Genomic DNA, 14,425 nt, shown 5'->3' on the forward strand with positions numbered 1-14,425 from the left:
ACATCCATATCTTATAGACCCAATAAATATAAAAATGAGGACTATCCTTTTGGACAGTCCTCATTTTTTCACTTAATTAATAGAGGTTGTTGTATTCTCTTTTCCTTTTAAAATGAATTGATCAAGAGCAAATGCCTTAGAACCAGTGATCGCAATCATGATAGCCATTGCGAGAAACGCTAAGTCCATTTCATAACCTGCCATTTGTCCATTTCCAAAAAATCCGATTGCCAGTTTCACTTTCACAATCGCTCCAATCATCACGATAGCAAATAGAATCGAAACGATTCTACTGAATAATCCAAGAACTAGCATGATGCCCCCTGCTAACTCAACAACCGCAACACCATACGCTAAAAATACTGGAAGCCCGATGCTTTCAAACCAACCTGCTGTATTTTCTACTCCACCTTTAAACTTATCTAGACCATGCATAAAGAAGATAATTCCTAAAACAACTCTAATAATGAAACTTCCTACTTCAAATTTATTTTCCATTTTGATTTCCTCCAATTTCTAGATTGTTCGTGATCCATTCCATCAAATCACGGTAATTTTGTAATGAAACATGATGCCCTTCTGGGTAAGAGTGAAAACTCACATTGGCTCCTTGTTTTTCGAAAAAGGTTCTGCTTTCTACGCCCCATTCATACGGCAAAACAGGATCATTTACCCCGTGTGAAATAAAGATTGAAAGATTTTGAATCGACTTAATGTCATACTCCTCTTTTACGAAAAACGGAAGATACCCGCTTAATGCAACAATACCCTTTATTCGTTCTCCTAAGGTAAGCCCCAACGTCATCGCAACAATGGCACCTTGGCTAAAGCCTAGTAAATAGATTTCTTCTGGGTCAATCGGATAATTTTCTGAAGCATAATCCAGAAAATGCGTAAGTTGGCCGATTGAATGGTCAAATACATCTCTGTGTGGTTTTCCATACCCTTCGATTGTAAAAAAAGCATATCCAGGTGGCTGTGAAAGTGGACCGCGAATACTAAAAATATAGAATGTATCCTCCAGTCCCCTTACCAATGAAAGAAGGTCTCGTTCATTGCTTCCCATACCGTGCATTAAAAATAAGGCAGGATATTTTTTATTCGGATCAAAGTTTGAAGGTTGTTGAAGCGCATAAACAAATGGTGATTTCAATTCTATAACCTCCTTCTTTTTATTTTTAGCAATTGTATGCCTCACAGAAGTGTATTTACTTACGAATAAAAGATTCGTATAAGAAAACTCTGCAACAAAAAAAGAAACCATTTACGATTTGTTTCCTCATATGAATATTTGTTGTTTATAAGATAACAAGAGATGAAGTAGATTGTCAACCACTTTTTTGCTAATATAGAAATAAGTTCTCTAATCGAATACATGCGAGGTACAAAAAATGGATATTGGAACAAAAATTCGTGCCATACGTAATCGTAAAAAGATCACCATTGCGCAAATGTGTGAAGGCACAGGCCTATCAAAAGGATTTATTAGTAATGTTGAAAACAATAACACTTCACCATCGATTAATACATTAAAAGCAATTGCAGATTTCCTTGAGGTACCACTTCCCTATTTATTACTCGAAAAGAAAGAACATATGCGGGTTGTTCGAAAGGATGCTCGGACAACAACTTCCTTTAACAACTTAAAGGTAGAACATCTTACCTCAAAAGGCGGATTACGAATGATGATTGTGGAATGCCCACCAGGTGCTTCAATGGGAGAACCAAACGCCCATGAAGGAGAAGAATGTCATTTAGTGTTGAAAGGTAAAATCCTTGCTGAACAAGGCGAAGATTCGGTAGTTGTTGAAGAAGGAGACTCTTTCAGCTGGAACGCGAGTGTCCCCCATTTTGTAAAAAACATTGGAGAAACAACAGCGGTGATTCTCATATCCGTTTATTCTGATTCCGAACTAAACGATATTATGTAAGGATGAAAGCTTGCGATAATTGCAGGCTTTTTTTTTGTGGATTTTTGCTTGTTCGTTCGCAAATAATAAAAAAGCTTTGACATCAATTCGAAAATCATGTACATTATCTAATGGCACGAACATTATTAAACGACATTGAAAATAATATTCGGTTTTAGGAGTGTTTTTAAATGGAAAACGTATTTGATTACGAAGATATTCAATTAATCCCTGCAAAATGTATTGTTAACAGTCGTTCTGAGTGTGACACAACAGTTGAGTTTGGTGGCCACACATTTAAACTTCCAGTTGTACCTGCAAACATGCAGACCATTATCGATGAAAAGATTGCACTATTTTTAGCTGAAAATGGCTATTTCTATATTATGCACCGTTTCAACCCTGAAAAACGTGTTGATTTTATTAAAGACATGCATGCACGTGGCCTTATCGCATCCATCAGTGTTGGTGTGAAACCTGAGGAGTACACGTTCATTGAACAACTTGCTGAGGAGAATCTAGTTCCAGAATTCATTACAATTGATATTGCTCACGGTCATTCAAACTCAGTGATTGATATGATCAAGCATATCAAAGCTCACCTACCTAAGAGCTTTGTGATCGCTGGTAATGTAGGTACACCTGAAGCAGTGAGAGAATTAGAAAATGCGGGTGCTGACGCGACTAAGGTTGGAATTGGCCCTGGTAAAGTATGTATCACAAAAATCAAAACTGGGTTCGGAACTGGAGGATGGCAACTTGCAGCCCTTCGTTGGTGTGCAAAGGCTGCTACGAAGCCTGTTATTGCAGACGGTGGTATCCGTACTCACGGTGATATCGCAAAATCAGTTCGCTTCGGTGCGAAAATGGTCATGATCGGTTCTCTATTCGCGGGCCATGAAGAATCACCAGGTGAGACAAAAGAAGTCGATGGTAAATTAGTGAAAGAATACTTCGGTTCAGCTTCTGAGTTCCAAAAAGGTGAAAAGAAAAACGTTGAAGGTAAGAAAATCTATGTTGAACATAAAGGTTCATTAAAAGATACATTAAAAGAAATGGAACAAGACCTTCAATCCTCTATATCATATGCTGGAGGAAAAACATTAGATGCAATCCGCCACGTAGATTACGTTGTGGTGAAGAACTCCATCTTTAATGGTGATCGCATTTATTAAAAAATCACTAACAGCGAATTGCAGGGCTGTCCGATAAGTCCTAAAAAATAAGGCAAGGGAGAAAAACGACCGTTTTTCTCCCTTGCCTTTTTGTTTTTTTCGATTTTTCTCTGAAAGTAGCTGGCGTATGCCTGCTACTTTCAATATATTGTGGGCTAATGCCACAACTCCAAACTCGACATATACTTTGTCGAGCCCCCGCAGAGAAAATCTGCGAAACGACCTATTGCCCTTGACGTGACCGAACACACTTTCTACTTTAACTTTACGTTGAGCGTAGACTTGGATTAGGTTCTTTTTGTTTTTCTTCATTTTGAACTTCTAGTTTCTCCTCTTTGAACTCTGGAAAGGGATGTTTGCGTGTTATAATTTTCATTAGTAATCAATTGATTGCTCATAAAAAATCATCCTTTCTGGAATGTTGTGTGGTAACTTCATTTTACTAAAAAGGATGATTTTTTTGTGTGTTTTTTTAAAAGTTACGAGTCAATACTATTAAATTTTGTAACCTTGTTGATTGTAGCGGAAGGTACGAGACTCCTGCGGGAAAAGCGTGGCCAGGGGAGACCCCGCAGGAGCTTGCGACGAGGAGGCTCCCGGACCGCCCGCGGAAACATACTAACATTAGTAGTACAGACCAAGGCCACGGTTTGTGCTACTATTTTTTTAGTAGAAGTGAAGTGAAGTCGTGTACTCGCTGGGATCTAAGAATCCGTATAAGGAAACCGACACGCTTCACACCCTTATTAGAATCAGTTTAGTATGTTGGATCTTCGAGATCGTGTATAAGAAAGTGGAATCGATGAGGCACTGTGAAGAACTTCTATGTGATGTAAACAGGGGGAAGAATTATGAAACATGTAATTGCTTTTGACGTAAGTATGGGAAAAAGTACAATAGTAATATACGACTGCTATCAACGCTGTCAATATGAAGGGGAATTAGAACACACGATATCTGGATTCCAATCATTAAAAGGACGTATTGAATCACTTAGGGAACAGGACGGCAAAGTACCTGACATTGTCTTTGAGGCTACGGGTGTCTATTCTAAAGGGCTTGAGAACTTCCTGCAGGTACACCAATATCCCTATATTCGCTTGAACCCTTTGGAGGCTAAGCTTCAGATGGCAGCCATGCGCCGACATAAAACAGATATTAGTGATGCACATGAATTGGCTAAATCCCATTTCAGATTGGACCGGCAGGAAACATACGTACAAGAAGAATACTTTGAACAAATGCGTGCACTGGGACGCTACTATGAAGATATAGAAAAGGAGATAAGGCATCACTATAACAGGCTACACTCTTTCCTACAACTAAGCTTTCCGCTACTTGAAAAGGTATTTACAAAGAGCTCAGTCCTGTTTTTAAATATCATTCAGCTTTATCCCCATCCTGCATGCTTACATATGCTTTCAAAAGAGGATTTACGTAACCAAATCAAACAAGCAACCCGTAAGAATATATCTAATCAAAAAGCGGAGGAAAAAGCGGCATTACTAATCAACGCTGCAGAAAATTCCTATTCAGCAATTCGGCCGGAAGACGTACGCTGCCAACATCTACGACACTATGCCAAACGCATTTTGGAACTGGTGGATCAGAAAAAGGATATTATTAGACAGATGGTGGATCTATCGAAAGATCGTGTTGATTTTCAAGTTCTCGTGTCATTTCCTGGAATTGGGGAATCTACAGCAGTTAGAATAATTGGCGAGTTAGGCGACATCCGCCGCTTTAAAAATCACAAACAGGTCAATGCATACGTAGGGATTGATATCCAACGGTTCCAATCAGGTAAACTTCAGTACCAGGATCGGATAAATAAACGTGGAAACCGAAGGTTGAGGCAGATCCTTTATTTCATGGTGATGTCAATGATCTCATTAAGGACAAAAACTAAAAATACGATTGTGGATTATTACGACCAATTAAAAAAGCAACCCCAGAGTAAGCCCCATAAGGTTGCGATGATTGCATGTGTGAATAAGTTCTTGAAAGTCGCATTTCACCTTATTCAACATGATGTCCTGTATGATTACGAATCAGCCAAAGCTTCGTAACAGGATAGCTCCACTATATCACATAAGACCTTGTGAAAAAAACAAATATTCGCTAGGTCTATTTGGTATACACATTTTTATTTTATCCAAACCTGGTCCTAGTAGTGCAGGCGCTCGACTCCTGCGGGAATAGCATGAGCCTTGAGACCCCGCAGGGAGCAGTCCTTTCGCTCCTGAGGAGGCTCAAGCCATGCCCGCGGAAAGCGGAGCGCCGGAACGGAGAGTAACGGCCTGTCGGCAGCTTTAAACTATTTAAATTATTTATGACAGAAAAACAATTTTAAAAAAACACTTGACTACAGGTAAGAAAAACACTTGACTACAGGTAAGAAAGCGAGTACCTGCAGCGGAAATCAACACCAGATTTTTTAGTAAACCCAAAAAACAAAAAATGAGGGCTGTCCTCAAAAGTCATTTTTCAGTGACTTTTTGGACAGCCGTTTTTTTCCTAAAAATCACTTTTCGTTGATTACAACTATTGTTATAATGGTTAAATCAGTGTGCGTAGAGATATTGGTAGGCACTCGTCCACCAAAAATATATGTCTTAATAGATACGTCTACCATCTGAATTTTTATTTTCGGAGGGTAAAAGTATGTATAAAGAAGATCGACTGCCACAAAATGCGAAAGAAGGTATATTGTTTTTACTTATTGTGTCAATCATTTCAGTAAATACAATTGCACCAATTATTATGGGGATGGAACGTGGCTTTAGTAAAGAAAGCTATTTTGAAACCTTAAAGATTATTCCATTTATGTGGGTGATCGTGGTTTTATTAGTAAAAGTAGTTGCTGGACCTCTAGTTGGTAAAATCATGCCTAAATTCGTAGGAAAAACAGATGGGTTTAATGCTAGAATATTACTGAGTACTGTTTTAAATGTGACGGTTTTATCCATACTTCTCACAATTATTGGCTCTTGGGTTGGTACGAAACAAATTAGCCTAGAACCTTTTCAGAATTTCTTTCACAGTTGGTTTAGAAACTTCGGTGTAGCCTTTTGGATTGAGCTAGTCATTGCTCAACCAATTGCAAGGTTTGCAATGAAAAAAGTACATCAAAGAAAGGCTAACCAAGCCGAAAGTGTGAATGTATAAATTCTAAGATAACTTATGAAAAAACTTGGGTTGAAACACCCAAGCCTTTTTTATAACTTAATTTTATATCGAAGGAGTGTTTTTTGTGTACTTAAAACTATCAAAAGAACAGCAACAAATGATGATTTCTGACATACAAGAGTTTTTCTCTTTAGAAAGAGATGAGGAAATTAGCGAGTTTGCGGCAGAACAGGTCTTACATTTTGTAAAAGAAAAACTAGCTCCACACATCTATAACGCGGCCGTTCACGATGTGAAGGCTGTCGTTGATCAACAATTTGCCTCTTTAGACGATGAAATATTAACGCTTGAACGACCAATCAAAAGATAGAGTATATTTTTAATAAGTTGCTTACACTATCGGTAAGAGGTGAAAGCATATGAAGAAAGAAAAATATAATCCTTTTGATCCTGATGATACATATGGAGTATTCAACTCCGAAATGGAAGTAGATTCTGACGTAAATGAAGATATGAATCGCGAACAATTACTGGATGAATCTGTCGAAGCTTTCTTAAAAGCTAACAAAAATGCACCTAAATAGTTGTTATACGTTACGATGTTTTCAGAGATTAGCTCCCATGGACATTGCACTTGCACTGATTCTGGCCGTGAGACCCCATATGAAAAACAGCCACTAGATTACTGACGAAATTCCATATTCCAATAACATCAAAATAGCCATCATGCCTATCAAGCATGATGGCTTTTCCTTTACCACTGTTCTGTCTTTATCTTTTGATTCGTTACATAAAACATACCTGGTATGATGATGAGCGAAACAGCCAATAAAACGAGTGTCATTGAATTTTTACTGATATCATTTAGTCCAACTGCAAACACAACACCATAAATACTAGAGGCTAGGATATTTCCGATAAACCTAGATGTCATGAGTAAACCAGACGCAATGCCAGTTTGGCTAACACTGATAAAAGTGTATAGCAGGTTTTGAAGGCTAATGTTCGTCAGACCGTTACTAACTCCAAACACGGCTAATACAAGAATGATCCAGAGTAAGGTAGAATTCTTCGTTGTTACAAATAACAACCCGACTCCTCCAATTCCAATCACAGCTCCAACTAGTAACGGAATCCTATATCCTACTCGTTCTGCCCATCTGGTGGCAAGTGGAGTTGTAAGCATCGCGGAGACAGATAACGCCAACATCATTAATCCCGTATATTCTGATTCTAACTCCATCACCTCTTGTAAGTAGGTTGGTGCGAATAGCAAAATGGAAAAGAAGATCAGTGTTGATAAGATATACTGTGTATAAACCACCGATATATTGGGATTTTTTCGTAAAAATACGACATTGATCAAGGGTTCTGCCATCTTCTTTTCATATGTATAAAAAAGAATTGTCAAAATGATTGATAAGATGAAGGAATAAACCTTAAATCCCCCTTCTAACGAAAGCAAAAACACCATCCAGCTTGTGATAAATGCACTAAATAATACCATCCCGCCGATATCCCACTTAAATGCAGTTCCCTTCATTGGTTCATCTTTCGGAATATAGAACCATGTCAAAAGGGCTGACAGAAAAATGACTGGTAAATTGACATAAAAAATAACGGGCCATCCTCCATAACGAATTAATAAACCACTTATCGTTGGCCCAAATGCTGCAGATGTAGTCGCAAACACGGCCAAAGTACCGATGACGCGATTTTGATTTTCGCGAATATATAAGCGAACCATCCCAATTCCTGCAGGATAAAGGGCTGATGTTCCAATTGCTTGGATTAACCTCATCAACAGTAAGGTCATCATGTTTTGCGACAATGGAGCTAACACGGATGAAATCAAAACAAGGACTAGTCCAATTAGAAAAATTCGTTTCCTACCATAATGGTCACTTAACCTTCCGATAATCGGTAAGAATATCGCGCTTACGATGAAATATGAAGCAATTAACCACGATATATCCGTTGAAGAAAGTTCAAAGTCTTGTTGTATGGATGGTAATGCTACCGTAATCATCGTTGTATTAAGAGGATTTAGTATCGCACCTAAAGCAATTGCGATGATTAAGATGGTTGGTTTTATTTTGGTTTCAGACATACTATATTCCCCTTTTTTCTACTTCTAAAGCATTGTATCATATAAACAATTTGTACGGTTTGAAAATACTTTTCCATTTAAAATGGATAATCTTAGCCCAGTCGTTAAAACTACAAAGTAACGAGAGATTGGGAGGATTGATATGTTAAATAGAGGTATGAAAATCACAACACTGTTTTGGATTGCGATTCTTGGGGTTATTTTAACCACAATCTATACAATTGTGATTATGATTCAAGGCAGTAAAACCATGAAGATGATTCGGTATATATATAACCAAAATAAACAATGGGAAGAATCGGAAAATCGCGGGGAGTGATCCTCGCGATTTTCATTTACGTATTTCTTGCATATACTTTAGCCATTTTTTCTGTTTATAGGATACAATCATAAATCCTATTCCACTTAAAGCTGTTAGTCCACTAGAGAGATATAGCACCAGAGTATGTGATGCCACTATACCTACTCCTATTCCGACAACGCCTACTAATGATAACTGAAATACATGCTTTTTATGACTTTCGAAAACTCTAAATTGAAATTCTCGTCTTTGTTCGATTTCCTTTACATCCTCTAGTTTTTGAGGTAACTGTAAAAATTCTTGCACGGAGCGCACTATTTTAAATACTGGTAGTGCCTGAATCCATTGCCAAAATATGGACCATTTCTGATTTCCTTTTTTGTTCAACCAATCTATAAACACAGGCTTTATGAGTTCCAACCATTCGTCTTCAGCAATTAATTGTTGGACGATTCCTTCAACAGCAACAAATGATCGACCTAAGAAAACAAATCGGGTTGGCACCTGAATTGGTAATGCTTGGACAATATCATTTATTTCACGCTTAATCGAAATTGGATCCATCTCTTTTAATTGGGATAACTCAAATGACATTAAGTCTTCTACTAACTTTTCAATCGTTCGTTGATTGGCCTCAGGTAATAAAAATCCTAATTGCGTTAAACACTCGACCGTCTTTGCGTAATTTTTAGTCAAAACGCTCTCAATTACCCCTTGAAAATGGATAGCATCTTTATTTGAGATTTCTCCAATCATCCCAAAATCAAGTAGGATGACCTCCCCTTCCTTTGATAATAGGACATTACCTGGATGAGGGTCTGCATGAAACAATCCTGGTTCTAGCCATTGGGGGAGGAAGATTTCAATCAACTTCTGAGCAAGCGCTTTTTTATCCTTGTCATAAAAATCCTGTACATCTGATATTTTGACTCCTTCGACCCATTCCATTACAAGCACCCTCGATGAACAATACGCTGGGTATGTCTTCGGGATAATCAAACCGTTCATATCTTTAAATCGTCTACGGAACGATTCCAATGTTTGTTGTTCCTTTGTGTAGTCCAATTCACGTTCTATTACTTGTTTGATTTCCTGAAACAGCACTTTAAAATTAATAAATCCCTTTGGAACAGGTACAAAGTGCTCAGCGAACCATATGATAATCGCGAATGTTCGAAAGTCTGTTTGAAGAATGGATTGAATATGTGGTCGTTGTACCTTTATCGCAACTTTTTCCCCATTTTTTAATACACCCTTATGTACTTGACCAATGGAGGCTGATGCGATTGCAGTCGTTTCAACTGAGTCAAAAATTTCATGAATGGGGGCTGCCCACGTCTCGACAAGAATGTTCTCAATATCTTCCCAGTTTGATGGAGGTACCTGATCGGTAAGATCTTGAATTTGTTTAATAAATGGCTTCGGAAGTAAGTCAGCCCTTGTGCTCAAGATTTGACCGACTTTTATGAGTAAGCCTTCTAATTCAAAGAGAGTTTTGCGAAACTTAGTTCCTACCTCTTCCCAAAGCTGATTCCATTCATCCTGTGGTTTCTTACGAAATTTAAACCAGTAAATCTTACTGAATATGAAAAAAGCCATCGACAGAATCTTTACCGCCCGAACCCGTTTATTTTCCGTCTTCAATTTTATAATCACTCATTTCTACACATATTGTTTAAAATATAATTCAATAAGAAAAGCATTTCTCCTCTCTATAAGAAATGCTTTTATAATGGATATATGCTATTTTCCTAAGTACGAACGATCCTTATTTTAAATGTTCCAATGGAATGGGAAACATCGATATTAAAAAGATAATCCAAATGATTGATAGCCCTAACGCGATAAGTGGTTGTTTTTGATGAAGTCTGAGCAACGGAAACATGACGAGATTAAAGAGGAGCGACCACAACATCGTCCATCCATGATGGTGCTTAATTAGATGTAAATATTCCAAATTGATATATTCGATCATCACATATAACAACACCCACAGGCCGATCCAGAGCAGCTTTTTCCACCATTTATTAGGAAAACGGCCGAGATAAATAAGAACCGTGGCAGGATATGCAACACACATAATTAATAGTGAAATAAAGGTATGATTGATTAAAATATGTTGGGCAAATACGGTTTCTTGGTAGGTCCAGACCGAGCAATCATGATACAAGACATTTTTTAATAGATCTCCCACGATAAAAAATAAGATGGTTGGGTAATAGATCCGCCACCCCCTCCAATCACCCCATTTCGCAGCAGCAAATAAGAGGATGGCGTTATAAACTAGGTGCATGAAATACACTCCTGAATTAGTTATATAGTTAGATTACCCAATATTTTACATAAAAATAAGGTGAATACTTAGTCAGATTCACCTATTTTTATGACATTATTCTACATCGTTATCGTAAAAGTTGACTTTCACTTAACCGCTGAATTGCCCTTTTTAAGATGTCCTTTTCTTGGACAAGCCCAATTCGTACATACCCCTCGCCACTTGGACCAAAAGCATTACCAGGAACGACAACAATTCCCGCTTCATCTATTAATTGATAGGTAAATTCAGTAGAAGTAAATCCAGCTGGAACCTTTGCCCACACAAACATCGATGCTTTTGGAGAATCCACCTTCCAGCCTACCTCAGCTAATCCATCTACCAAAATATCTCGTCGTTCTTTATATGTCTCTCGCAGAGATTCACTGAACGTTGTCGAGTTCCGCAATGCTGCAATCGCTGCTTTTTGAATCGGTAAGAAAACTCCGTAATCAAGATTTGACTTCAATCGACCTACTGCCGAAATCACATCAGCGTTCCCGACAATATAGCCAATTCGGCATCCCGCCATATTAAAGCTTTTGGAAAGTGAGTTGAATTCGACCCCAACCTCTTTTGCCCCATCTATTGATAAAAAGCTAATTGGTTTCTGATCGTAATACAATTCTGAGTAGGCGAAATCATGCAAGACGATAATCTGATATTTTTTCGCAAACTCGATGACCTTTTTAAAGAAGGCCTCGGTTGCTAAAGCAGGAACAGGATTACCTGGGAAGTTCAGGATCATGATTTTTGCCTGCTGACAAACATCCTCAGGAATCGCATCCAGGTCTGGTAGGAACTGATTTTCTTCTTTTAATGGCATGCCATAAGGAATAGCACCTGCTAATGCAATACCTGCTCCATATGCAGTGTAGCCAGGATCAGGGACGAGAACGTAATCTCCTGGATTAGCAAATACCATCGGAAAGTGGACAAGCCCGTCTTGAGATCCCATCAACATTAAGACCTCTTTTTCCTTTTGTACCGACACATCAAAGCTTCTATAATAATAGGCTGAGATTACTTCATGTAATTCATCCGTTCCTGTTAGTGAATATCCATATAAAGAAGAATCTTGAACTTGACTAGACAGTTCTTCGATGACATATGGAGGTGGTGGCAAGTCTGGACTACCAATACTTAAATCAATTATTTCGTGCCCCTGTTGTCGTTTTTGTCTTTTATAGCTGGCTAATTCATTAAAAATCGATTCTCCGAACTCTGTCATTTTCTCTGAAAGTGAGATTTCCATGTTGTCACCCCGTTTGATAGATTAGTACTATTATAACAATATTTATAAAATTGACTATAATAGAAACCGATTTATGTAATTTAACTAAATGATTATTTTGATTCTTACTAACTTTCGTTCTATAATATATTAATATGCTAATATGATTATATGTAGAAAGAAGGATATCATTTGGTAGAACAACAGAATGTTTCAGAGAAGTTATGGACGAAGGATTATTTCCTCACATTTAGTTATGCCATGTCAACGCAAATTGCCAATAATATGTTGATGACAGGACTCCCACTATATGCAATTTATCTAGGTGGAGATAATTCAATTTCAGGGATGCTGTTTGGTTTCTTCATGTTTGTTGCCATCCTATTTCGACCTTATTTTGGTAGATTATCAGATGAGAAGAGTCGTAGAATCGTACTTATTATTGGTGCAATGGTAACCGCTTTTATTACCCTGTCATATGTCGTTGCCTTTTCGATTAGTCTACTTCTTATTATGAGAAGTTTACATGGAATAGGTTTCAGTGCGACGACCAATGCAGCTGGAACCGTTATATCGGATATTGTTCCCAAGAAACGGTTGGGAGAAGGAATTGGCTATTATGGTTTATCCAATACACTTGCAACTGCCATTGGGCCAGCGTTAACGATTTATCTAATTCAACAGTTTAATTATCAGGTTCTTTTCATTGTTTCGGGTACGATCGGCTTGATTTCGATTATTTGTAGCCTTTTGATCAACTATGAAAAAAGAAATCCCAAGCCAGTCGCGAAAGCTCCAAAAACGAAAAGAAAAATTTCAGAATTACTTTTTGAAAAAACAGCTGTACCAACTGGGTTAGTCACAGCATTTGTATATGTGGGAATGGGTGCATCCCTAACCTTTATCCCAACGTTTGCTCTTTCATTAGGAATTAATGATATTGGTTTATATTTTACGGTGTATTCATTCGCGCTTTTATTTACACGGATTATCGGTGGCAAATTGTCAGATAAATACGGGACTTCGATTGTCGTGATCCCTGGTCTAATCATTATGGCGATTTCATTTGTGGTTTTAGCCAACGCGACTTCACTAGGAGGATTTATTGTGACTGGTATCCTTTATGGATTAGGATTAGGTTTTGTCGAGCCCGCTTTAAACGCAACGATGATCAAGCTTTGTCCTCCTGATCGTAGAGGTGCAGGAAACTCAACATTTTTTACTGCCAAAGATCTTGGGAGCGGAGTTGGCGCGATTTGCTTAGGATTTATCTCCTTGAAATCAGGTTTTAGTGCCGTATTTCTTTACAGTGCTTTATGTGTTGTTCTCGCCATCTTTTCCTATATTTTCATTTTAAGAAGACAAATGATCAAGGTAAAACGCGCAGAAGAGTCAACTTTGCAAGCGAGTGTAAGCTAAGTTTATAGATGTTTAAAATGCCAGGTACCTCAATGGGGGTACCTGGCATTTTACGAGGGACAGTGAACCTATCCCTATATCCCGCTAGTTTTATATTTTCGATATTGACTAGGTGTCATGCAATTTTGCTTTTTGAAGCAATTGCTGAAGTAAGCAAGGTCCGAATAACCTAGTCGTTCTGCAATTTCCGAAATTCGAAGAGAAGTTTGTTCAAGCAATCGGGCCGCCTCCTGCAGTCGAACATTCACGATAAAATCGCTAAAATTGGTTCCTGTTTCTTTTTTAAATAACTTACAAAAATAGCTCGTACTTAAGTGTACCTTTTCGGCAACTTCTGCGAGGGAAACATCTTTTGTTGTCGATTGTTCAATATAAAAAAGCGCTTGCTCAATTGGAGATAGTTCGTTCAAATCTTTCGTCTTACTAAGCCGATCAATTGGAGCGTTTTTTGTTTCCTCATTCTCTAACCACTTATTTAATGTTTCCTTCATGCCTTCTTGTTCAACAGGCTTTAATAAATAATCGAAGGCACCCATTCGAATGGCTTGCTGGGTATAAGCAAAATCATCATGCCCGCTAACGATAATAATATCTGCCTCCATCTCACGCCGACGAACTTCTTGTATGAGTGCGATTCCGTCCATCGCAGGCATACGAATGTCGGTTAACACGAGGTCCACTTTGTTTTCGCTAAGCCAATCATAAGCCTCGAGTCCGTTCGTAGATTCATGGACAACTTCAAAAGGCAATCCTGTTTTTTCAACGGTTTTACAAATAACCGTGCGCACCCATCGTTCATCTTCCACCAACAAGATTTGATGCATAAATTCTCC

General features: G+C 38.1%; 15 protein-coding genes and 1 pseudogene. 8 read left to right on the top strand and 8 right to left on the bottom strand.

Annotated features, from left to right (window positions below):
* Window positions 1-72: 72 nt before the first annotated feature.
* Window positions 73-498 (bottom strand): DoxX family protein, encoded by a 426-nt coding sequence (locus ACWPVE_RS00145; RefSeq protein WP_453989723.1) that lies wholly within the window; start codon window positions 496-498, stop codon window positions 73-75.
* Window positions 488-1,153, bottom strand: a complete 666-nt coding sequence (locus ACWPVE_RS00150; protein ID WP_453989725.1) for an alpha/beta hydrolase — start codon at window positions 1,151-1,153, stop codon at window positions 488-490. Before ACWPVE_RS00150 ends, ACWPVE_RS00145 begins: the two co-directional genes overlap by 11 nt.
* A gap of 238 nt (window positions 1,154-1,391) precedes the next feature.
* On the opposite strand from ACWPVE_RS00150, the gene ACWPVE_RS00155 reads away from it, so the two are divergent.
* Window positions 1,392-1,931, top strand: a complete 540-nt coding sequence (locus tag ACWPVE_RS00155) for a helix-turn-helix domain-containing protein (protein ID WP_453989726.1) — start codon at window positions 1,392-1,394, stop codon at window positions 1,929-1,931.
* Window positions 1,932-2,101: 170 nt separating this feature from the next.
* On the top strand, window positions 2,102-3,085 hold the full coding sequence (gene guaC / locus ACWPVE_RS00160) for a GMP reductase (RefSeq protein ID WP_453989728.1): 984 nt from the start codon (window positions 2,102-2,104) through the stop codon (window positions 3,083-3,085).
* A gap of 138 nt (window positions 3,086-3,223) precedes the next feature.
* On the opposite strand, the pseudogene ACWPVE_RS00165 reads toward guaC, so the two are convergent.
* Window positions 3,224-3,397: pseudogene (locus tag ACWPVE_RS00165) on the bottom strand (transposase); the annotation flags it as partial.
* Window positions 3,398-3,936: 539 nt separating this feature from the next.
* Here ACWPVE_RS00165 and ACWPVE_RS00170 point away from each other — a divergent pair.
* The 4 genes from ACWPVE_RS00170 to ACWPVE_RS00185 all read left to right on the top strand — a co-directional run bounded on the left by ACWPVE_RS00170 (window position 3,937) and on the right by ACWPVE_RS00185 (window position 6,798).
* Entirely contained in the window at window positions 3,937-5,154 is a 1,218-nt protein-coding gene (locus tag ACWPVE_RS00170; RefSeq protein WP_324301027.1) for an IS110 family RNA-guided transposase, read from the top strand.
* Window positions 5,155-5,749: 595 nt separating this feature from the next.
* Window positions 5,750-6,253 (top strand): hypothetical protein, encoded by a 504-nt coding sequence (locus ACWPVE_RS00175; protein ID WP_453989731.1) that lies wholly within the window; start codon window positions 5,750-5,752, stop codon window positions 6,251-6,253.
* Window positions 6,254-6,338: 85 nt separating this feature from the next.
* Entirely contained in the window at window positions 6,339-6,584 is a 246-nt protein-coding gene (locus ACWPVE_RS00180; RefSeq protein ID WP_453989732.1) for a DUF2164 domain-containing protein, read from the top strand.
* Window positions 6,585-6,633: 49 nt separating this feature from the next.
* Entirely contained in the window at window positions 6,634-6,798 is a 165-nt protein-coding gene (locus ACWPVE_RS00185; RefSeq protein WP_453989734.1) for a hypothetical protein, read from the top strand.
* Between the two features lie 170 nt (window positions 6,799-6,968).
* Here the strand turns inward: ACWPVE_RS00185 and ACWPVE_RS00190 are convergent, their stop codons facing one another.
* Window positions 6,969-8,324, bottom strand: coding sequence for an MFS transporter (locus ACWPVE_RS00190; protein ID WP_453989736.1), 1,356 nt, complete (start codon window positions 8,322-8,324; stop codon window positions 6,969-6,971).
* Window positions 8,325-8,466: 142 nt separating this feature from the next.
* Between ACWPVE_RS00190 and ACWPVE_RS00195 the strand changes: the two genes are divergently transcribed.
* Complete coding sequence (locus ACWPVE_RS00195; protein WP_453989738.1) at window positions 8,467-8,643, top strand: hypothetical protein; 177 nt, start codon at window positions 8,467-8,469, stop codon at window positions 8,641-8,643.
* 12 nt (window positions 8,644-8,655) lie between these two features.
* Here the strand turns inward: ACWPVE_RS00195 and ACWPVE_RS00200 are convergent, their stop codons facing one another.
* The 3 genes from ACWPVE_RS00200 to ACWPVE_RS00210 all read right to left on the bottom strand — a co-directional run bounded on the left by ACWPVE_RS00200 (window position 8,656) and on the right by ACWPVE_RS00210 (window position 12,194).
* Complete coding sequence (locus tag ACWPVE_RS00200; RefSeq protein ID WP_453989740.1) at window positions 8,656-10,269, bottom strand: ABC1 kinase family protein; 1,614 nt, start codon at window positions 10,267-10,269, stop codon at window positions 8,656-8,658.
* Between the two features lie 124 nt (window positions 10,270-10,393).
* Window positions 10,394-10,918 carry a CBO0543 family protein gene (locus tag ACWPVE_RS00205; RefSeq protein ID WP_453989742.1) on the bottom strand — a complete coding sequence of 175 codons (525 nt, stop codon included), beginning with the start codon at window positions 10,916-10,918 and terminating at the stop codon, window positions 10,394-10,396.
* Window positions 10,919-11,027: 109 nt separating this feature from the next.
* Window positions 11,028-12,194, bottom strand: coding sequence for an LL-diaminopimelate aminotransferase (locus ACWPVE_RS00210; protein ID WP_453989744.1), 1,167 nt, complete (start codon window positions 12,192-12,194; stop codon window positions 11,028-11,030).
* Window positions 12,195-12,365: 171 nt separating this feature from the next.
* On the opposite strand from ACWPVE_RS00210, the gene ACWPVE_RS00215 reads away from it, so the two are divergent.
* Window positions 12,366-13,592, top strand: a complete 1,227-nt coding sequence (locus tag ACWPVE_RS00215; protein ID WP_453989746.1) for an MFS transporter — start codon at window positions 12,366-12,368, stop codon at window positions 13,590-13,592.
* A 74-nt stretch (window positions 13,593-13,666) separates the two neighbouring features.
* Here the strand turns inward: ACWPVE_RS00215 and ACWPVE_RS00220 are convergent, their stop codons facing one another.
* Window positions 13,667-14,416, bottom strand: coding sequence for a response regulator transcription factor (locus ACWPVE_RS00220; protein WP_453989748.1), 750 nt, complete (start codon window positions 14,414-14,416; stop codon window positions 13,667-13,669).
* Window positions 14,417-14,425 lie beyond the last annotated feature (9 nt).

Source organism: Bacillus nitroreducens (genome assembly GCF_964021195.1).